We start from the raw sequence: 19,826 nt of genomic DNA on the forward strand, positions 1-19,826 counted from the left end.
CGGGCGCAGCGTATCAGGCCGCCCCCGTGCCGGGACAGCAGGCTTGAATGGCCTGCCTGCCCGACCAGGACGTCAGGACGGACGGACTTCCCTGCAGACCAGTTCGGCCAGTTCGCGGCAGGCGAAAAACAGCCCCTCGACCACGCCCTCGTCCAGATGCCGGCTGGGCGTGGCCACTGATTCGCAGCGGCTTGCGGCATGCAGCATTTCGACCGCGGTCAGAATGCCTACGGCGGCGCGGTCGATGCGTGCCAGCGACTGACGGCGTCCTTCGGACAGGTTTTCCTCAGGCCAGAGCATGCCATCGGAGCCTTCGCCATCGCGGATACGCTTGAGGCAGCCCTGGAAAGTACTCAGTTCGTCGGCCGGGTTGGCGTCGTCGTTGATGGGGTCATCAATGGGGAACGGCGGAGTCTTGCGGGTGGTCATGGCGTCGGCTTCCGTGGCTGTACTTAACAGCGCCACCGCGCGGAGGCGGGTGGCGGACGGTGCGGGTTGCAAACCGGGACAGATAGTTACCATTGACCGGCGGATCCGAAGATCCCCACGCACCGCCCGCCATAGAGGCCGACGGATTGCCAGCCGGCACCGCTTCAGGACGGTGCCGACTGGCAAGCGTAAGTAACATCTGTCTCGGGTTTGCACACCCGGCCACCCGTTTTCGGTGGCGCGCCATGTTGTTTACGCCTGCACGTTCGATTCAATGAGAAAAATCCGAAAGATTCGGATGCATCGAGCGTGCGGGCAGAAGTGTTGCATGCGTGGTGAGTGCCGGAGACGACAAGGGAATGCTCGTGCGCACTACCCTAGAGGCGTATGCGACACGTGGTGACGCAGAAAGCTCTATAACGCGCTAGGCGAGTGACGCCTTCTCGCTTACTACTAGTTTTATAAAGCCGCGCGACGGGGTGCTTGGAAGACCGATAGCGTGGGCGACTTGACGCAATGAGGCCGCTTTGTCGTGCACGAAGCGACAGGTGATTGGCTTCGCAATTGCAAACCATGGGCTGGCACCACCGGGCTGGTTCTGCAGGCTATGCGCTGCGGATATGGGCGCGCAGCATCGGCCGTATCACGCCCAATCCCACGTTCGGCGACTCCTCATCCAACGCCTCCATCGCAAGCAAGGCGATTACTTCATACTCCTAATCCAGTTGTTGTTACAACGACAGCGCGAGCAGCCCGAGCAACTCGGAATGGAGCAATCGGCCCTGCGCGCACAGCCCATTGACTAGGCGCATGCGCGCCAATGGCGGCGGAACGTGCTTCTTGCTGCATTTGCACATCTCGCTCGTGAGGGCTACGACGCAGAATCCCCCTTCCGGATTCGATTCCACAATTCCCCGAAGCGGACCGGAACACCGCATGCGATACCCTCGAACCTCCGCACCCCTTCAATCCCTTTAATCCCCGAGAGAGCCTTGTAACAAGGCCGGATACGCAACAACTGCACCAGTGAAAGAGGACGACCCAAGAACAAAAAAAGCCGCCATTTAGGCGGCTTTTTCTAAAATTGGAGCGGGTGTCAGGCTTTCACCTGCGTTTCTCTCCGCATAAATGGATAAGCATGTCATCTAGCGCCTACTTCAAAACATGGAATCGTCCTTGGCTACACCCGCAGAAACGACGCCCCAAACATTTTGACTTTTGCCATGAAATTTTCCTTTTTATGAATGCAGAAAAAATTGAATACCGTCATAACTAACGCACTAGCGGTATCTGCATCCAAGGACAGTTCCAGCCCATGGTAGGAGCCTAGCTGCAGACTGAGCATACCCAGCGAAGCGAAGCTTTTCGAGCAAATTTGCTCACGCGTCTAATATACCGTTACACAACAGGATTGTCAATTCAGCTCGTCCGCAAAAGACCAATCGTGGTGCAGGCAGTTCCTAGGTCCAACATCACGACCAGCGACACATCCGCATCAGCACTCGGCTACTGGCACGTCAATCTCAATGAGCTGGCAGCGGAGCACCCACGGGAACCCTAACCGAATGCGATCCACCACCTAGCGACCAAGCTTGATCTCCGCAATGGCGCAGAGATTTGAAGTGCGCGTCCCGGAGTACCTAGATCACCTACCTAGCAAGCTTGGACCTCGCAAACACTGACAATCCCGACCAAGGCACTCAGCAACAGCTTGCCAAGCCTCTTCGCGCGCTTCATCCAAGGCACTTTTGTGCCTGGGAGATATAGCAGGCCATGGACCTAACCGTGATGGGTCGTTCGCCGGCCCTTTGGGCTCAAATTACCGCACGATGCGTTGAGTGAGTTCGGGTGGTATGAGGCAGCCCGCCCGGAAACAGCGACTAGGTCGACTCAGGAGACGGTGCGAGGCAGCGCTTGGACGCGTGCCTGCCGCAAATCGACGCCCCATCAGAGCCCAGGCTAGTCATTGAAGCCTTCGGCCCAGGCCCCAACGGCCCCTTTCCAATCCACGACAACCGTGAAGACCAGCGACGACCGCGAATACGCGATACGTGCGAACACCGAAGATTCGCCGCAAGTCACTGATTATTAAGGATCTTTCATCATAACTGACCTGCATCATTACGAACTGAGAATCCCAGTTGATATGCCTGGCACCAATTGGGATGTGTAATTAGCGGATAGCATGTCACCCACATGCGGATCTCAGAATCACAATCGTGGCGGACTCGGGGCAATTGGGAGAAACTTTGCATCAACGAGATGCCCTAGGACTCCCAAGCCGTGACAGCACAGACCATGCCCGAATCTTCCCCGGCTCCCCCGACTCCCCCGACTCCCCCGGTTCCCGCCATCCAAAGCACACCCCCCAATACCGTTCTACCTATACCCATCGCAATTGCACCGCCCCCTCCTGCACCGCTGAATCGGGCACAAGTAAACAAGCGTATAAGCAAAGCTCGAGAAGACGCAGTGGCGATGCGCAAGCATCTCTGGCCAGATGTGGGCGACGATGAACTTTGGCTAGTAGGTGACAAGAAGAAGAAGGGCTTCTCTCCAATCCCGCGCACGATGCCAATTCTTATGAATATGATCGGCGATGCATCGAAGCAAGTTGGAACCAAGTCCGTCCCAGCAGGCAGAACCTACCTGACGCTTTGGTGCCGCGTATTTGGTGAAGGTCTAGTGCGCATTGATAACGAGATGACCGCTGCTTCTGAAACAGGATACGTTGGCGAGCGAAGCGTGAGCACTTGGCGGGAACATATCCGCGTACTCAAAGACCTGGGATTCATTGACTATCGCGGCGGACCGGCGGGACCTATGCAATACATCCTTCTTCTCAATCCCTACAGGATTGCTCAAGTGCTACGAACGAAGAAATGGATAAGCGAAATCCAGTACACAGGACTTTTTCAGCGCGCGACAGAAATCGGCGCCGCGCCAGACCTCACTGAATGAAGGGAAAAATAATGAGCGCGAAAGATCAAAAGGAACTCTGGGAAGAGCTAGAAGCAATGGACGAAATGTTCGTCCGGCGCAAGCATTCCATGGGTGGCTACTCAGCCCCCGAAGACCAGTGGGTAGAAGAATGGTTGACCCATGTTGAAACAATGCGTCAGCAAAGCCTTTCAGCGCAAATCGCCAAATCGGCAGTCCAGTCAGCTAGCTGGGCAAAAGTTGGTGCAATCGCGGCGTGCCTAGCCGCACTGGCAACACTGTTACAAGCGCTTTAGTCACCTCTCGCCACTCACCATGTAAGCTACCCCTGTAGAAAATTATCATTCCTTGCAAGGGTTAGGAACCGCGAAAATAGCAACGGGGTTACGCCAAACAATTTCTTGTCCATGAGCCGACTGACCTTGGGATACGCCCTCCGATCGAAGTTGGCAAGCGATCACCAGAGAAGCCCGGAAAATTCAGCGGAACTCTCCATAGCGTCATTCTCAACCTGAATGTCAGATAGCTGCACTACTCTTTGTATCTGCTCCACCAAACCCAACAATTGCACCCATGACCCATCACTAACCAGATCGTACTGACTATGAGCCAGTGAGTTTCTAAGTGTCTCGATGCTCTTAAAGAGCTTCTCTCCCGACCTCCTTGAGTTCAACCCCAAATGACCCATTATCTTAGCCGAACGCAGGACAAGGTCTCGCTTATCACATAGCTGAAGGCATTGGATTAATGCGAGCTCTTGACCTTCCGCGCGACGTTTTCTTTGAACCTTTTCGGCAGCTTCGATTCTTCCATCGGAAAGCATAGAATTCCATCCAACACCACTGAATTCTTTGAAAATCCAGAAACTCAAATGCATCTCAAGGAGTGATATCAAGCCAAACATATAGACCCGAACCATGGGTTTATTGATATCCGCCCAGGTGAGAATTGCCTCCACTCCAGCGTCACCCGCCACATATACAAATGGTCTATGCAACAGCATTCCCAGTACTGCGACAACATCCATGGATTGCGGAATTACACTGACCTCTGATAGATCTCGAAGATGATCCCTAACATCGCCAAACTCTAGGGCAGAGCTTTCCACGAATCCGATCACTGGACCACCTTCGTACTCCCTCACACCGGCGACCGTAAAATCAAGCCGCTCGAGCTCGGCGCGTATTTCATCGACAGGTGCCCCAGCAGCGCAGCATTTCAGCGGTTCACAGATATCAACCGCAAGTATTCTGCGGCCGAAGACTTCGTTGAAATCACTCAAGCGTGTGCCGCGACGGCGATAGCCCGTGACCGGCGATGTCCACAACTCGTATCCCATTTGCTCCTTCCTCGTGTCATCTGGTGACTGAGCGGAGTCTAGGGGATTGATGCCGCGCGTTGCTGCATTCGCTGCTATACATCGAAGCGTCAAGCTTCATGTCGTCAAGCTATCGTGTCGGGGGCCGACGATGTTCGAACTTAAGCACTTTGGAAGTCGGGCTTCCGAATTCAATCCTCGCCTCTCCCGAAGTAGGTGGACACACCGCCTGCAGTTCCCCCGAGCCTGCACGTCCCTTCAACCCCTGAAAGGACCTTGAAGCAAGGCTGGGCACTCATATCGTATGAATGGCCGGCTGCGCTTTTCTGGCCAGAAACAGCGCGAGGAGATACGTCTGGGAAGCCGGCGGGACGAGTAGGTCGCGCGATTCGAAAACTCCAGGCTGGCTCTACGGGTTGCCGGCCAGCGGCCGGCACTACCGGGGCACAAAAAAAGCCCCGACCTGGGCCGGGGCTTTTCTACAACTGGTGCCGGAAACAGGAGTCGAACCTGCGACCTACGCATTACGAATGCGCCGCTCTACCAACTGAGCTATTCCGGCTGAGCAGGCGATTTTACGGGCAGCCCACCCCGCTGGTCAATCCGCCCCTACCCGGTTCGCACACACCCGCCCCTCCGCAAAATCCCGCAGGTTCCCCAGCGTGATCGCCGAGATCTCCTGCAGCGCCTCCACGGTGAAGAAGCCCTGGTGGCCGGCCACCAGTACGTTGGGGAAGGTCATCAGGCGCTGGAAGGCCTCGTCGTCGATGATCTCGCCGGACAGGTCCTGGAAGAACAACGCGCTTTCCTGCTCGTAGACATCAATGGCCAGGTGGCCGAGCCGCCGCGACTTCAGCGCGCGGATCACCGCATGGGTATCCACCAGCGCGCCGCGCGAGGTGTTGACCAGCATCGCGCCGGTCTTCATCCGCGCCAGCGAGGCGTCATTGATCAGGTGCTGGGTATCGGGCGTCAGCGGGCAATGCAGCGAGACGATGTCGGCGCGCGCCAGCAGTTCGTCCAGTCCAACCATGTCGCCCACGCCAGCGAAGGCCGGCGACGGGTACGGGTCGTGCCCCAGCACGGTGCAGCCCATGCCCTTGAAGATGCGCGCGGTGGCCAGCCCGATCTTGCCGGTGCCAACGATGCCGACGGTGCGCCCATACAAGGTGCGTCCGAGCAGGCCATCGAGCATGAAGTTGCCCTCGCGCACGCGGTTGTAGGCGCGATGGGTCTGCCGGTTGAGCGTCATCACCAGCGCCAGCGCGTGCTCGGCCACGGCTTCGGGGGAATAGGCCGGCACCCGTGCGACGAACAGGTCCAGCGCTTTCGCGGCTGCCAGGTCCACATTGTTGAAGCCGGCGCAGCGCAGCAGGATGGCGCGCACGCCCAACGCATGCAGCGCGCGCAGAACCGGCGCGTCGAGGCGGTCATTGACGAACACGCAGACGGCGGCGCAGTCCTGTGCCAACGCAGCGGTATGCACGTCCAGCGCGGCATCGAAGTACACGAATGCAAAGCCCTGTCCGGCCGCATCGCGCTGGTTGGCCTCGTCGAGGAAGCGACGATCGTAGGGGCGGGCACTGAAAACGGCGATCTGCATGACGGGGCCTGGCTGGAGTTCCCTGCCGACCATACCGCAGCACCTGCCCTGATGGGATGGCCCCGGCGATACGGATATCGCCGGGGCCGCGTACCACTTAGAACCGGTAGCCCAGGCCCAGCATCACGCCATTCTGGATCTGACCGTCGCGGCGCTCACCCACGTAGTCGGCCATGATCGACAGGCGCTCGCTGGCGCGACTGGTCACGCCCACGTTCCAGGCCAGCACCTGCTCGCCCACAGCCTGGCTGCTGGCACCAAACACCAGGTCCGGGGCCGCAGCGAAACCAGTGCTGTAGCGCGCCTGCGAATCGCCCAGCTCCTTCTGCCAGACCACACGGGCACGCGGGGTGATGCGCTCGCCGTTGTTGCCCTCGAAGGTCTTGAACAACTGCAGGCCGGCACCAACGCGGATGCTCTCCAGGCTGCCGCTGCGACCGACCAGCGCACCGGCGCCCTGCCCTTCGTTGAAGCGGGTGGCCGAGGTCCGTGCGTAGTCCACCACAGGCAGCAGCGGCTGGATCACCAGCCCCTTGCCGGTGGTGAAGGAGAACGCATGTTCGACCCGCGCCGAGATCGCATCGTTGCTGTACCGGGCACGCAGCGGCTGCTGCAGGCCCTCGATGGCGGAGAGGTTGCGGCGGGTGTCATGGCGCAGATCGGTGTAGCGCACGGCCGCCGACAGGTAGCCCCGCGAATAGGTCGCATCCAGGTAGCCGCCCACATCCAGCGCGCGCACGTCGCCACTGAAACCGGAGCCATCGCTGGCCTTGGTCGACATGTCGGCCGCGGCCACGCTGACACCCAGGGTGACGCGGTCATCGGCCACGCGGGTGTCGGCACCGACCACGATGCCGCCGATGTTGTGGCTCAGGCCGGCCACGCCACCGTCGGCGTCGATGCGGCCATGGCTGGCGAAACCGCGCGCCCACAGGCCACGGCTGCCACCCGCCGCGCGGCTGTCGCCAGCACCCTCGCCCGCCGGCTCGACCAGATGCATGGCCAGCTGGTTGAACAGGCTGCCATGACGCATGCCCGGCTGCGCCGAGACCGACTGCGCCGCCTGCGAAGCCAGTCCATCGGCATCGCCACCACTGCGCATCGCCGCCTGGTGCTGCTGCACCACGTTGCCGATGCTGCCCAGCAGTGCGTTGTCGGCCAGGCGCAGGCTGGCATGGGCATCACCGCGCAGGGCGCCGGCCTGCTGTGCGATCACATCGCGGTCGGTGAACTGCAGCGCGCCGAGCAGCGACTTCAGGCCGCTGTCCTGGCGGTCCGAAGCGGCTGCCAGCGCGCGACCCAGTCCATCGCCGGAGGTGCCGTTGGCAAACAGCCCCAGCTGGTCGAAGCCCGGGTTGGCGGTCAGCCACAGGCCGTCGGCCGTCTGGTTGACGTTGAAGCTGAGCAGCGAATTGTGGCGCGGGCGGAACACTTCACCGCCGGTGATGCTGGCGCTGTAGCCGGTATCCCCCAGCCGCACGACATCCTGGAAGCCGCCCTGGTAGATCGGCCCTTCCACCAGGTCGCGGCGGTAGGCACCGGCATAGAAGCCCTGGGCCACGTTCAACGCCAGGTGCGCACCCTGCGCGATCACCAGCGCACCCTCCTCGGCGCCGTCATCGTAGAAAGTGCCGACGCGCAGGCGGCCACTGCCGGTGCCACCGGCCTCGGTAACGTCGAACAGCAGCTGGCCGCCGGGCATGATGTTGACGTAGCCGTGGGTCACCAGATCACCGCCGCGCGGCATCAGCGTGCCGAACACGCGCAGGCGGTTGAAGCCGTCCTCGCGCCAGGAGGGGCCGGTGCCATCCAGCAGCGCATCGGTATCGATGCCCACCGATGCGATATCGCCGTGACCGACCACGACGCTGCCCGGCATCACCCGCAGCTCGGGGGTGCGCAGCGCACCGCCCTCCAGTGCGATGGTGCCGTTGTCGACCAGCATGAAATCGGCGCCGGTGGTTTCGGCGGTGCGCCAGGTGGCGCCATTGCTGACACGGATCACGCCGGCGGAGTTGGCCAGGGTCGAGACATCCAGATCGGCCAGCCGCAGCTGGCCGCGCAGTTCATCCTGCAGGTCGGGGTCGGCAAGCAGCTGCTGCAACGACTGCGCGCCGATGCCGTTCGCCCCGCGCGTGGAGAAGTTGTACAGGCTCACCGCGTAGTTGATGTAGGTGCTGGCCCAGTCGGTGTTCCAGCGCGCGAAATCATCGTCGACGAAGGCCTGCAGCTGGCGCGCGGTGCGCAGGTAGCCCGGATTGATGTCGCCGCTGACGTTGCTGGTGACGGCCAGGGTGTCGCCCGGATCGCGGTAGCCTGCCGTGTTGATGATGTTGTTGCTGCGGATGTCCTGGCCCGGGAATGACTCCAGCTTGCTGCCGCTGCCATCCGGATCGAAGGTAACCGACGTACCCGTGGTGCGCGCCGGGTCGCGGAACACCAGCAGGCCGTTGGGCGCCACCACTTCGTACATGGCCTTGTGCAACAGGCCGGCATCCATGCCGCCGCCATAGTTGCCGGTGTAGATCTGGGTCATGCGCGGCGACGGTGCGTAGGTGATCCTGCCACCACTGCTGGCAGCATGGATCTGCACCGAATCGACCACCGGCAGGTCGCCGCCGAGATAACGGTTGACGCCGCCGGACTGCATGATCGAGCAGGACGAAATGCAGTGGCCGGACACGATGGTGTCCAGGCCCTGGGTGCGGATCATCGCCTGCAGCCACTCACCGGCGATCAGCGCGCCACCGTTGGACGTGCGCAGCACGACTTCGCGGATCGGACGGCCTTCGGCCTGCGCCTTGGCCAGCAATGCGGGCAGCGCCACCACATCGGCAACGGTTACGCCGCCGCTGAGGAAGACGCGATCGCCCTGCACGTGATAATTCATTGCCATGACGTCATCAACCGCCGCCATGGCGGTGATGCCCAGCAGCCCCGCCAGGGTCAGGCTCAACTTCGAATGCTTCATGTGTTCTCTCTCTCCACCCGCAACGCACGGGTCGAAAGTTCAACGTCCGGACGGTGTGCTCTCCCCCAGTGCACCGGCCCTCGAAACATGAACGCATTCACAATGGAATCGTGGGTCACGCACACTCTTCCCCATCCGGTCATCGTCGCGTAAAACTCGAAGACGTACCCGCCACCGACGTCCGAGGCCAGCCCTGTCCGCCCCCTCTCCTCTGATCCATCGCGCGCCGGACCTGTCCGCGCCGGCGGACGCGTTCATTGCGTTCGTGCGGGAGGAACGCGCGCCGTTGTGTGCGTTCCTGCGCACGCGCGGCGTTGGGCCGGAAGATGCAGAGGACATCGCGCAGGACTGCATGGAGCGGCTGATCCGCTATCGCGCGCACAGTGCCGACGAGCTGCGGCTGCTGCTGTATCGTATCGCCCGCAACCGCCTGGCAGACCGCGGCCGATCGTCGCAGTCGCGGCCGCATCTGTCCCTGGCCGAGCATGATGGCGGCAACGAGCCTTCCAGCACGTCGCCCGATCCATTGCGCCAGGCCGAGTCCGGGCAGATGCTGTCCCTGCTGCGGCAGGCCCTGTTCAAGCTGCCCGAGCGCGCGCGCGAGGTGTACCTGCTCAACCGGATCACCGGCATGAGCTATACGCAGATCGCGCGGCACTGTGGAATTACTGCCAAGACCGTGGAAAAACATATCGCCCGCGCCCTGCAGGGCCTGCGCCAGGAACTCGGATCGGATCCGCTGCACAACGACAGGGACAACGGATGAGTCACGCCAGGCCCAGGGAAGACACCCAGCTGTTCGAACGTGCCAGCACCTGGGTGGCGCGGCTGGAAGCTGCGGACTGTACGCCGGCCGAGCGCGAGACGTTCGAGGACTGGCTGGCCGAAGACCCGGCGCATGTCACCGCCTGGATCCAGGCCGAGACGCTGTTCCAGCAGGGCGAGGAACTGGCCGCCGACCCGTGGCTGCGCACTGCCGCGGCACGCGTGGCGCGGCCGGTGCGGCGCCGCTGGCTGCCGGCGCTGGGCGCTGCCGCAGGCGTCTGCCTGGCCATCGGGATCGGCTGGATGGTGGCGGTCGACGGCAACCCCGCGCCGCTGCGTTATGCCAACGATTCCTACCAGCCGCGGCAACAGACGCTGGCCGATGGCAGCGTAGCGACGCTGGATGCCGGCACCACCCTGCACGCCCGTTTCGGTTGGCGCCACCGCAACCTGGTACTGGAACGTGGACGCGTGCAGCTGCAGGTTGCGCCGTCGGGCAAGGCGCTGCAGCTGCGCGCCGGCGACAGCACCATCCGCGACATCGGCACCACCTTCCAGGTGGAACGCCTGCACGACGGCCTGGTCGAAGTCGCGCTGCTGGAAGGCGCGGTCGAGGTCAGCAATGGCGGAACCCAGCACACCCTGGCGCCCGGCCAGCAACTGCAGGTGCTGCCGTCGGGCCGCATCCAGCCCGGCCCGGCGCTGTCGTCCAATACCGCCGCTGAAGGCTGGCTGCAGGGACAGCTGGTGTTCGATGCCACGCCGCTGTCGATCGTGGTCGAACGCATGAACCGCTACGGCCGCACGCCGCTGGTGATCGCCGATCCGGAGATCGCCAACCTGGCGGTGAGTGGCACCTTCCGTGCCGGCGACGCGCAGGAACTGCTGTCGGCACTGGAACTGGGTTGGTCGGTGGCTGGCCAGACGCGACCGGATGGCGCGCTGGAACTGCGCCGCACGTACTGAGGAGGCCTGCGGTGATGGCAGTACCGGGCGCGCTGCAGGGGGGGCTGCTCCGCACCCTGTTCTGCCTCGCGCTGAGCATCCCCGCGCTGCCGTCTGCCGGTGCGGCCGAGCAGGCCGGCACCCTGGAGGTCGATGTTGGTTCGGGCCCGCTGGCACCGGCCCTGCAGCAATGGGCGCGACAGAGCGGCATTGCCCTGCTGTTCGATGCGCGTGAGCTGGATGGCCTGCGCACGGCCGGCACCCATGGTCACCGCGATGCGGCCGCGGCCCTGAAGGAACTGGTTGCCGGCATGCCGGTGAACATCCTGCGTACGCCTGCTGGCGGATTCGTCGTCCGCCGCACCCACCCCGCGCCGCCATCGCCGACGTCGGTCACGGCACGCGCCACGCCCGCAGCACCTCCGCCACACAAGGCCGCCGACGCTCCACCGCAGGTGGAACTGGCGCCGATCCATGTCACCGGCAGCCGGCTGCCACGCACCTCCGTGCAGACCACGCTGCCGGTCACCATCATCGACCGCGATGACATCCTGCGCAGCGGCTACGGCAGCCTGTTCGACCTGCTGCGGCACTTGCCGGGCATGAACGGCCACCCGGCGATGAGCACCTCGCGCAGCGGCGATTCGCAGTACCTGCCGGTGGGTGCGGCCACCACCACCAGCCTGGACGGCATGGGCCCGCGCGCGACCTTGTTCCTGGTCAATGGCCGGCGCCTGCCACGCTATCCCATGGTGTCGCTGGAACAGGGTGGGCTCACCAATCTTGGGGGCATCCCGCTCAGCTTCGTCGAACGCATCGAACTGGTGCGTGGCGGCGCCTCGGCCATCTATGGTGCCGACGCGATGTCCGGCGTGGTCAACATCATCCTGCGCGACCAGGCCGACGGCCCCGAAGCCATGCTGCAGACCGGCCTGAGCGGGCGCGGTGACGCCGGCCAGTATCGCGTGCAGGCGGCCACCGGTGGCGTGCGCGACGGAGGGGACCGCTGGTTCGCCGGCATCGACCTGCACCGCATCGACCACGTGGCCGGTGATCGCCGCCAATGGCATGCGGAAACCTCGCAGTACCTGATCGGCGCGTTCCGCGATGGACGCTACTGGCCAGCAAAACGCTGCGAAGGGCCCTTGAAACGGCGCGATGGTGCCTGCTGGTTCGACAGCGCACGCCCGCGTTCGCTGCAACCGGCTTCGGACACCGCCTCGGCCTACCTGCGCTACCGGCATGAACGCGGCGAAGGTCGCTATGCCTACGCCGAGGCGCGGGCCAGCCACAACCGGCAGCGCTTCGACCTTGGCCCGACCGCCGTTGCCATCGGCCTGTATGGGTTCACCTTCAACAGCGTGCTGCGCGAAGCCGGCAACGTGCGCCCGCATGTACGCGCCACCGACGCTGACGTCACCTTCGGCATCGGCCGTGACCAGGGCCGGCGCAGCTGGGATGCCGGCATCAGTGCACAACGCAGCGATGTCACCCTGTCCACGTCGGGCACCGTGCGCGCCGAACCACTGCTGCGTGCGGCGGAGACGCTGGACTTCCTGCCCGGCTTCACGTCGCTGCCGGCAGGCGCGGCCGAGCAGTTGTTCCCGTCGATCCGCAACCGTGGCCGCACTGAACAATGGCAGGGCTGGTGGGGCATGCAGCGCGAGTTGATGCCGCTGGCCGGCGGCCACGCACAGCTGGCCGCCGGCATCGACCTGCGCCAGGAACGCTGGACCTCGCATCCCGACGCACTGCTGAGCCAGGGTGACCTGGCGCTGGGCCTGCCGCAGGAGCAGCGCCACCTGGCGCGCCGCAGTGGCGGCGCCTACGCCGAACTCGGCCTGCCCCTGGCGCACACGCTGCGCATGGACCTGGCAGCACGCTGGGACCGCGATGGCGACTACCAGGCCTTCTCGCCCCGTGTGGGCCTGCGCTGGAGCCCCACGCCGCAGTGGTCATTCCTGCTTGCCAGCGGGCGCGGCTACCGTGCGCCCAGCCTGTTCGAGCAGCGGCGACCACCGGGCTACTTCGGCGCGATCGAACTGCCCGCCTCCAGCGCACTGCCCGACTGCGCGCAGAGCACCGGCAACGGACGCTGCAGCGTCACCGTGGACGTGGTGGAGAACGATGCGCTGAAGGCCGAGCGGTCGCTCAGTCATTCCCTGGCCGCCACCTGGACGCCGACCGACACGTTCTCGCTGTCACTCACCCACAACATCGTCGAACTGCGCAACGAGATCCTGGCCCTGCAACCGACCGACGCGGTGTGGAACCCCGGCACCTGGGAGCTGGACGAGGACGGCCACCTGAGCAGCCTGCGCCTGTCCTTCGACAACATCGGCCGCACCACCTCGCGCAACTGGGTGCTGCGCGGGGAGTACCACATCGACACCGGCAGCACCGGCCAATGGCTGTTCTCGCTCGATGCGCTGAAGCAGCAGGAGCTGCGCCGCGAACGTGGCCATGATGCAACGGTGGACCTGCGCGGCCATGTCACGCCGACGATGGCTGCCGTGCTCAACGTGCAGTGGCAGAACAGCAACTGGGACATCGCCCTGCGCGGCAACCAGGTGGGGCGCACGCGTGCCTGGCTGCCCGGCGCGGAATGCCCGGAGGAGCAGCGCGAGCAGAACCATTGCATGAACCCGCGGCAGCTGCGCTGGAACCTGCATCTCGCACGGCGGCTGGGGCCGCGCGTGGTCGCCGCACTGGACGTGCACAACGTGCTCGACACACAACCAGTGAACTACCTGGTCGGCAATGGCGGCCAGATGCCGGGGCTGGACGACCCGCTCGGCCGCTACTTCCTGCTGACCCTGCAGATCCGCTGAGCGTAGTACCCTACGCGCCCTGTTCCATCGGTCCCCCACCACCCCATGAAGGCCTATCTCTGGTTCTGGGGCGCGTTCCTGCTGTTCTTCGCGTTGCCCTTCCCCTGCATCCTCTACTTCGGCACATCGTGGCCGGTGCAACTGGCCGACCGCAGCGCGCCATGGCTTGCCCTGCTGCTGCTCGCCCTGTCGCTGGCCCTGTGGCTCGCATTGCTGCTCGCCTTCCTGCACTACCTGCTGCTCGGCCCACCGCGCGCCCTGCATCGGGTGCGCTCGATCCTGGCCGACGGCGAGCCGCGTGATGCGTTGATCGAACAGGCCGAGCAGACCGGCGTGCACGTGCGCGGCTTCGCGCAGTGGACGCTGCAGCTGGGCTTCCAGAACCTGTCAGGCACGCCGATCAACGAACAGATGCTGGTGGTGGACAGCAAGCCACAATTGCAGCGCTTCGTTGCCGGCAAGCGTATCGAGGTTCGCCTGAGCCGGATGCCGGGCGCGTTCCCCAATGTGGTGCTGGAGGGCGCCCAGCCGGAACTGGATGTCGCCAGCCTCTGGCGCCGCGGCGTCGGCGCGGCGATCGGCATCGTGGCGGTTGCCAGCACCTACGTGTTTGCCTACCGGCTGCAGAGCGAGGGCCTGGGCTGGACCTTCCTGTCCCTCGGCCATCCGCTGCTGGTGTGTCCGCTGGTGTTGTGCGGCTATGCGCTGGGCCTGCGCCTGCTGGGTCGCGTGCTGCAGGCCGATGCCCGCGGTGACGCGCTGAAGTATCGCGGCATCGGCGTGGAGGCGAAGGTGCTGAAGCTGCGCCAGACCGGAACCTACCTCAACGAACAGCCGCAGGTGGAATTCCAGCTGGAGTACATCGACCGCGAAGGCGGCGTACAGCAGGTGAGCGTGCGCCGTTTCATCCCGTTGATCGAGCTGGCCAACCTTCCCCGCGAGCAGGTCACGCTGCTGTACCACCCGGAAGATCGCGGTAACGTGCGCTTGGAGGGTATATGAAGCAGCCGCCCTCGACCCGCACCGTGTTCCTGGTACTGCTGCTGGTTCTGGCGGGCGTGGCCGTGGCAGGGGGGGCACTGCAGACGCTGGGCGAAACGCTGGGCCATTCGGTGCAGGCCGATCGGTTGCCGCCATTCGTTTCGTCGCAGCCGCCGCGCGAGCAGCCCGCATCGCTTGCGCCCGGCGTCACTGTGGCTGCCGGACCGCAGCCCGCGCCGATTCCCGCGCGCAGCAATCGCCTGTTCGATGCCGACCATCTGCTGGCCGCACGCCAGGCACTCGAAGAACTGCCGGCACTGGCCGGGCATCGGTTGACGGTGTTCCACAGCATCCACTTCTACGATGATGGCCGCATCAACCTGGACCTGGTCGATCCGCAGCACCCCTCGCGCGTGGACAGCTACCACTTCGAGCGCGGCCAGTGGCGCAAGGGCGCCCCGGTCGATCCGCAACGCTTCGCCCCCACCATCACCCTGCGCCGCAGCAGCACAGCGCTGGCCAACATCGATTTCGAGGCGGTGCCACGCGTCGCCCAGGCGCTGCAGTCACAGCGCAACGCCTTGATGGGCACACCGGGTGAAGTCGGTCACGTCTATGTGATCGTGCGCAAGGGTGGCACTCTGGTCTGGCTGCCGGACGAAGTCGCCGTTGACCGCCAGTCCGCACGCCTCTCGTTCGACGCACAGGGTGCCCTGCGCAGCACGAGCCACCGATAGTCAACACAAAAAGGGGACGGAGGGGATTAAGTCGTTTGTGCCTTGGTGCCGTCTGCGACTTAATCCCCTCCGTCCCCTTTTGCTATTTCACCGAGCGGGCGATGGCGTACTGCGCGCCGTAGTAGGTGGACAGCACCAGCAGGCTGGCCAGCGGCAGGCCGCCGGCGAAGCGGTCCCAGGCCAGCAGCGAATCGCTGGCGACGAACAGCAGCGCACCGGCGGCCGCCCAGCGTGTACTGCTGGCTTCCACCGCACCGGGCGGTGGCCGGCGCCACTGCCGTGCCAGTGCCAGTACCGCCATCGAGGCCAGCACCACCACGTACGCCAGCACCGGAATACGCATCGGTGCGGGCAGGTGCGGCCACAGGCCAAGTACATTGAGTACTGCGAACGCGCCGAGCAGGACGCTGGCGGCGAGCAGGCCGCGCCCGGCACGCAGGCCATCGCGGAAGGCGACGATGTAGCAGAGGTGCGCCAGCAGGAACGCCACCAGCCCCGGTACGAACGCGTCCATCGGCAGCATCAGCGCGATGTCACCCACGCACGACAGCAGCATGCCGGCCAGCACCGCGCGACGGTAGAACGGCTGCGCGGGATCACGCACCCGCCAGGCGATGGCGGCGATCAGCAGCGTGGTGGCCGGCTTGGCCAGCCAATGCAGCCAGCGCCCGTCGCCGTGCAGGAACGCGCCGATGATGGCGAGGATCGCTATCAGCAGGATCAGGCCATCGCGGGCGCGCGGCGTCATCGTGCCTTCCACAGGTCCGCAAGGCGGTCAGGCTTGCCGGCGATGCGCTCCAGCACCGGATACTGCAGGCCACCGTGATAGTCGATGTTCATCGTTTCGATGCGGTCGAACTGCTTCACCAGCAGCACGATCGGCGCCTTGTCGTTCGCCGCCGTGGCTACTGCATCCTTCAAGCGCTGGCTGCTGTACTCGCGGCCGCTGACCGCGATCACCTTCATGCCCGGCGCCAGGCCGGCATTGAACGCCGGGCTGTCCCAGATCACGTCGCCAACCACGCCGCTGTCGAGCACGGTCGCGCCCAGCGAGTACGCCAGCAGCGCCGCCTTCGCGCGCTTTTCCTGCGCCTTGTAGGCGTCGTTCGGAGTATCGCGGTAGGCCAGCTTCCAGCCCGCCAGTTCCAGGCCTCCGGTCAACGAACCATGGCCGTCCAGGCGACCGCGCAGGAACGTCGCCCAGTCGTACGGCGCGATGCCGTTCAAGGTCGCGACCACGTCGTCGAAGGTATAGGGGTTGACGTCCCAGTCGCCGTTGCCGACCCCGAAGAACGCACGTGCGAAGTCATCCAGGCTGCGACGGTTGCCGCTCAGTTCGCGCAGCTTGCCCTCCACTTCCAGCCACAGCATCTGGCCGCCGGAGTAGTAGTCCTCGCTCATCTGGTAGTTGCGGTAGGGCAACGTGCGGCGCTGGGCGATGGTCGGGTCGTTGGTGGTGTCCTGCAGCGGCCGCCAGGCCAGGCCCGGGCGGCCACGGTCATAGGTCGCGGCCACATTGGCCAGCATGTCGCGCGCCTGCGCCGTCGACCACAGCCCCGAGCGCGCCGCCAGCACCTGGCCCCAGAACTGGGTCTGGCCTTCGTAGACCCACAGCAGGCTGTCGCCCATCGGCGTGTTGAAGTTGGCGGTGGCCAGATCGGCGCCGCGACGGTATTTGCCATTCCAGGAATGGGTGTACTCGTGCGGCAGCAGATCGCGCATCCATGCATTGCTGTCCCACTCGGTGAAGTACCCCGGGTCGGCGCTGTTCTCGCTGGAACGGTGATGCTCCAGGCCGATGCCGCCGAGGCGATCGGTCAACGCCAGCAGGAATTCATAGTGGTTGTAGTGACGCGCACCGTAGAGCTTGTCGGCCTGCTGCACCAGCGCGCGGTGCATGGTGATCTGCGCCTCGCTCGGCTTCAGCGACTTGGCCTCGTCGGCGAACACATTGAGGTGTACCGGCACCTTCGCGCCCGGATCGAGATCGATGCGCTGGTAATGCTCGCCGGCAAACAACGGCGAATCGACCAGATGGTCATACGAGATCGGCTTGAACACCACGGTATCGCCATCGCGGCGCGCGGTCTCCAGCGCAGTGGCGAACGACCAGCCCTTGGGCAGGGTCACGCTGGCCTGCGCCTGCAGGTTGCGTGCATCCACCCCGGCCGGGTACAGCGAGTTGGCGTTCCACTGCAGGTTGAGCATCTCCGGGGTCATCACCACCCGGCCCTGGCTGCCGCCCTGCGAGGACAGGAAGTCGACGTGGGCGACGATCTCGCTCACGCCCTCGGGCACGTCCACCTTGAACGCATAGACGTTGTACTGGTCACGCTGCCAGGCCAGCGGCTTGCCGTTGGCGGTCACGCGCAGACCGGCCAGCTTGTCGATCGGGCCGGTGGGCGAATGGTTGCCGGGAATCCACTGCGGGTACAGCAGGGTCATCGGGCCGGGCTTGGCCGGTACGGTGGCCGTCACCTTGAAGATGCGCCGGGCCAGATCGCGCGCGTCCACATCGATGCGCAGCAGGCCGGGAGCCGCCGCGTTCGCCGGTGGCGAGGTCTGCGCCAGTGCAGGCGTGGCCGCCAGCGCAAACAGCAATGACATCGCCAGGGCTCGGGTCTTCATCGGGCAGGTTCCAACAACGATAGAGGTACCGATGCTAGGCCTGTCGCGCGTGTGGCCCCATGGCCGAAGGTCATGGCCGAGAGAACTGTCTACGCACATCCATCAGGGAGCCTGCTTGCCAGACCGATCATCGGCCTGGCAAGCCACCCGGAAGGAAAGTCTAGTTTGATGCGCCTTCTTTGTAAGCCGCCTCAATGGCCCCCTTCAATCTCGTCGGATCTTCGATCCTCACACCGGTCAAGCATTTGGAGCCGGTCGCATCGAAAAACACTGTCGATGCGGAGCCGCCCTGGAAGTGTGCATAACCAAACACCGGCGCGGGGGAATCGGCCAACGGCGCCCATACGATCTTTCCGAGGAGCAGTCTGGCCTTGGCAACATCCCGCTCGATGCATCCGCCCGACGCCTTCACGATGATCGTTACCTGGCCGGATCGCTGTTCAAGTTGGGTCACAAGCTCGATACCACCGAAACTGCGGGCGATGCCGGAAGCCGAAGCGGAGTCCGCGCGGAAGCCATTCTTAATACCCACTGCATCGGCGGCGGCCTGCGGCCCAGCATTTCGCGCCACCTCCAGCCTCTCGATGTAGTCCAGTGCTGCCAGTTGGGACTCTCTTGAGACGGCACTCCACATTTGAGAAGGAGGTGTCGCCGCAATCGCTGCGAGGGGAATGACCGCGGACAAGATGAGTAGTGCTTTCAGGGGCACTCTCACGAAATCACCAAGGATAGTTGGCATCGTGGTAGTCCTCATGCTGCTTGGTATAGGTTTTCCCCGATGCGACATGGTTGTTGTCACAGAATGCCTTGCCAATATCCACAAGCGAAGCACCACTTGACCACATGTCCCATAGCGTAGCGGAATTCTCGGAAATCAGCGGAATCTCAACGGTTCCTTCTGAAAATCCTCGAATCTGATCACTCACGACAGCGTTATTGACAACGGCCTTGGCCTCCCACACACAATTCCTTTCAACGTACTGGGCCTTGGTGATCGGAGCATCAATATTGGGAACACCGGCCACATGATGACCAATCTCATGACTGAGATAGCCTACCGTCTTGTAGAGCCCGGGCAGATCAAAGCTATCACAGGAGTACGGCGGGACCAGTATTTTCGCAGTAAGCGGGTCATAGCTGGGGGGGAGGCCATACGCCCTGACGCCCGCATGAGCCTGGATCTGCGAGGTAAGTGTTGTGGATGCAGCTGAGATGAAGTCTACGCACTGGCCTAAGCCAGTTACAGGATAGGTTTGCGCCTTCGCGTAGGCGGGATAGAGAAGTGAGAAGATCAAAATCAGGTATTTCCATACCATTCTCTAGCCCCGTTCCTCGGATCACAGCGATCCGACTCAAATCCTGGCGCTAATGATCCTTTCGCTCTATAGGAAAACTCCTAGAGACTCCGTTATCCACTCCCGATCACACCTGAAACGAGAAAGCCTTGGAACTTTCCGGCGTAAGAGGGCAACGGCTACGGACTTGAGACCAGGCGCCACATGCTTGCAGAACGACCGCTCTCGGGTGAGACAGCCGATGCGGCCACGCATCACAGTGGGGTACATTCACATCACCATGCTCGTCCTGTTCAGCCAACAGTGAGCGGCGCAAGGATACGTGTCTTCATCAGGAAGGCTCCAGCGACGGCACCGCTGCCAGGCTTGGAGCGCGTGCGCCC

At 63.8% G+C, this 19,826-nt stretch carries 15 protein-coding genes and 1 tRNA gene; 7 read left to right on the top strand and 9 right to left on the bottom strand.

Annotation, left to right across the window (positions count from 1 at the left end; genetic code table 11):
• Nucleotides 1-72 precede the first annotated feature (72 nt).
• Entirely contained in the window at nt 73-429 is a 357-nt protein-coding gene (locus BKE09_RS05055) for a hypothetical protein (RefSeq protein ID WP_075675028.1), read from the bottom strand.
• 2,478 nt (nt 430-2,907) lie between these two features.
• On the opposite strand from BKE09_RS05055, the gene BKE09_RS23170 reads away from it, so the two are divergent.
• Both BKE09_RS23170 and BKE09_RS23175 read left to right on the top strand, forming a co-directional pair.
• Nucleotides 2,908-3,390, top strand: coding sequence for a hypothetical protein (locus BKE09_RS23170; RefSeq protein WP_139319616.1), 483 nt, complete (start codon nt 2,908-2,910; stop codon nt 3,388-3,390).
• Between the two features lie 11 nt (nt 3,391-3,401).
• On the top strand, nt 3,402-3,665 hold the full coding sequence (locus tag BKE09_RS23175; protein ID WP_139319617.1) for a hypothetical protein: 264 nt from the start codon (nt 3,402-3,404) through the stop codon (nt 3,663-3,665).
• A 161-nt stretch (nt 3,666-3,826) separates the two neighbouring features.
• Here BKE09_RS23175 and BKE09_RS23180 read toward each other — a convergent pair whose 3' ends face one another.
• The 4 genes from BKE09_RS23180 to BKE09_RS05080 all read right to left on the bottom strand — a co-directional run bounded on the left by BKE09_RS23180 (nt 3,827) and on the right by BKE09_RS05080 (nt 9,261).
• Nucleotides 3,827-4,708, bottom strand: a complete 882-nt coding sequence (locus BKE09_RS23180; protein ID WP_139319618.1) for a hypothetical protein — start codon at nt 4,706-4,708, stop codon at nt 3,827-3,829.
• Nucleotides 4,709-5,173: 465 nt separating this feature from the next.
• Nucleotides 5,174-5,249 (bottom strand) — tRNA-Thr (locus BKE09_RS05070).
• 36 nt (nt 5,250-5,285) lie between these two features.
• The gene (locus BKE09_RS05075; protein ID WP_075675031.1) at nt 5,286-6,290 is read right to left on the bottom strand and encodes a 2-hydroxyacid dehydrogenase; all 1,005 of its coding nucleotides are present in this window, start codon (nt 6,288-6,290) and stop codon (nt 5,286-5,288) included.
• Between the two features lie 97 nt (nt 6,291-6,387).
• Nucleotides 6,388-9,261, bottom strand: coding sequence for an autotransporter domain-containing protein (locus tag BKE09_RS05080; RefSeq protein WP_075675032.1), 2,874 nt, complete (start codon nt 9,259-9,261; stop codon nt 6,388-6,390).
• Between the two features lie 232 nt (nt 9,262-9,493).
• Between BKE09_RS05080 and BKE09_RS05085 the strand changes: the two genes are divergently transcribed.
• The 5 genes from BKE09_RS05085 to BKE09_RS05105 are packed head-to-tail and all read left to right on the top strand — an operon-like array spanning nt 9,494 to nt 15,520.
• Nucleotides 9,494-10,027 carry a sigma-70 family RNA polymerase sigma factor gene (locus BKE09_RS05085; protein ID WP_014036388.1) on the top strand — a complete coding sequence of 178 codons (534 nt, stop codon included), beginning with the start codon at nt 9,494-9,496 and terminating at the stop codon, nt 10,025-10,027.
• Nucleotides 10,024-10,992 (top strand): FecR domain-containing protein, encoded by a 969-nt coding sequence (locus tag BKE09_RS05090; RefSeq protein ID WP_075675033.1) that lies wholly within the window; start codon nt 10,024-10,026, stop codon nt 10,990-10,992. The genes BKE09_RS05085 and BKE09_RS05090 overlap by 4 nt, the downstream gene beginning before the upstream one ends.
• A gap of 14 nt (nt 10,993-11,006) precedes the next feature.
• Nucleotides 11,007-13,802: a TonB-dependent receptor gene (locus BKE09_RS05095; protein WP_075675034.1), complete on the top strand. Its 2,796-nt coding sequence runs from the start codon at nt 11,007-11,009 to the stop codon at nt 13,800-13,802.
• A 45-nt stretch (nt 13,803-13,847) separates the two neighbouring features.
• The gene (locus BKE09_RS05100) at nt 13,848-14,804 is read left to right on the top strand and encodes a hypothetical protein (RefSeq protein ID WP_075675035.1); all 957 of its coding nucleotides are present in this window, start codon (nt 13,848-13,850) and stop codon (nt 14,802-14,804) included.
• Nucleotides 14,801-15,520 (top strand): hypothetical protein, encoded by a 720-nt coding sequence (locus BKE09_RS05105; RefSeq protein ID WP_075675036.1) that lies wholly within the window; start codon nt 14,801-14,803, stop codon nt 15,518-15,520. Before BKE09_RS05100 ends, BKE09_RS05105 begins: the two co-directional genes overlap by 4 nt.
• 82 nt (nt 15,521-15,602) lie before the next feature.
• Here the strand turns inward: BKE09_RS05105 and BKE09_RS05110 are convergent, their stop codons facing one another.
• The 4 genes from BKE09_RS05110 to BKE09_RS23185 all read right to left on the bottom strand — a co-directional run bounded on the left by BKE09_RS05110 (nt 15,603) and on the right by BKE09_RS23185 (nt 19,464).
• Nucleotides 15,603-16,268, bottom strand: coding sequence for a lysoplasmalogenase (locus tag BKE09_RS05110; RefSeq protein ID WP_075675037.1), 666 nt, complete (start codon nt 16,266-16,268; stop codon nt 15,603-15,605).
• Nucleotides 16,265-18,148: a M61 family metallopeptidase gene (locus BKE09_RS05115; protein WP_075675038.1), complete on the bottom strand. Its 1,884-nt coding sequence runs from the start codon at nt 18,146-18,148 to the stop codon at nt 16,265-16,267. Before BKE09_RS05115 ends, BKE09_RS05110 begins: the two co-directional genes overlap by 4 nt.
• Before the next feature lie 160 nt (nt 18,149-18,308).
• Nucleotides 18,309-18,887, bottom strand: coding sequence for a hypothetical protein (locus BKE09_RS05120; protein WP_075675039.1), 579 nt, complete (start codon nt 18,885-18,887; stop codon nt 18,309-18,311).
• Nucleotides 18,868-19,464, bottom strand: a complete 597-nt coding sequence (locus BKE09_RS23185; RefSeq protein ID WP_075675040.1) for a hypothetical protein — start codon at nt 19,462-19,464, stop codon at nt 18,868-18,870. Before BKE09_RS23185 ends, BKE09_RS05120 begins: the two co-directional genes overlap by 20 nt.
• Nucleotides 19,465-19,826 lie beyond the last annotated feature (362 nt).

The organism is Stenotrophomonas sp. TD3, assembly GCF_001939825.1.
In the GTDB taxonomy this organism is placed as follows: Bacteria; Pseudomonadota; Gammaproteobacteria; order Xanthomonadales; family Xanthomonadaceae; genus Stenotrophomonas.

Bases quoted from the DNA above. Each gene is read 5' to 3' on its own strand.
- BKE09_RS05080 (WP_075675032.1), bottom strand. From the start codon at position 9,261: ATGAAGCATTCGAAGTTGAGCCTGACCCTGGCGGGGCTGCTGGGCATC.
- BKE09_RS05105 (WP_075675036.1), top strand. From the start codon at position 14,801: ATGAAGCAGCCGCCCTCGACCCGCACCGTGTTCCTGGTACTGCTGCTG.
- BKE09_RS05095 (WP_075675034.1), top strand. From the start codon at position 11,007: ATGGCAGTACCGGGCGCGCTGCAGGGGGGGCTGCTCCGCACCCTGTTC.
- BKE09_RS05055 (WP_075675028.1), bottom strand. From the start codon at position 429: ATGACCACCCGCAAGACTCCGCCGTTCCCCATTGATGACCCCATCAAC.
- BKE09_RS05120 (WP_075675039.1), bottom strand. From the start codon at position 18,887: ATGCCAACTATCCTTGGTGATTTCGTGAGAGTGCCCCTGAAAGCACTA.
- BKE09_RS05115 (WP_075675038.1), bottom strand. From the start codon at position 18,148: ATGAAGACCCGAGCCCTGGCGATGTCATTGCTGTTTGCGCTGGCGGCC.
- BKE09_RS23170 (WP_139319616.1), top strand. From the start codon at position 2,908: ATGCGCAAGCATCTCTGGCCAGATGTGGGCGACGATGAACTTTGGCTA.
- BKE09_RS05075 (WP_075675031.1), bottom strand. From the start codon at position 6,290: ATGCAGATCGCCGTTTTCAGTGCCCGCCCCTACGATCGTCGCTTCCTC.
- BKE09_RS05110 (WP_075675037.1), bottom strand. From the start codon at position 16,268: ATGACGCCGCGCGCCCGCGATGGCCTGATCCTGCTGATAGCGATCCTC.
- BKE09_RS23180 (WP_139319618.1), bottom strand. From the start codon at position 4,708: ATGGGATACGAGTTGTGGACATCGCCGGTCACGGGCTATCGCCGTCGC.
- BKE09_RS05100 (WP_075675035.1), top strand. From the start codon at position 13,848: ATGAAGGCCTATCTCTGGTTCTGGGGCGCGTTCCTGCTGTTCTTCGCG.
- BKE09_RS23185 (WP_075675040.1), bottom strand. From the start codon at position 19,464: ATGGTATGGAAATACCTGATTTTGATCTTCTCACTTCTCTATCCCGCC.
- BKE09_RS05090 (WP_075675033.1), top strand. From the start codon at position 10,024: ATGAGTCACGCCAGGCCCAGGGAAGACACCCAGCTGTTCGAACGTGCC.
- BKE09_RS23175 (WP_139319617.1), top strand. From the start codon at position 3,402: ATGAGCGCGAAAGATCAAAAGGAACTCTGGGAAGAGCTAGAAGCAATG.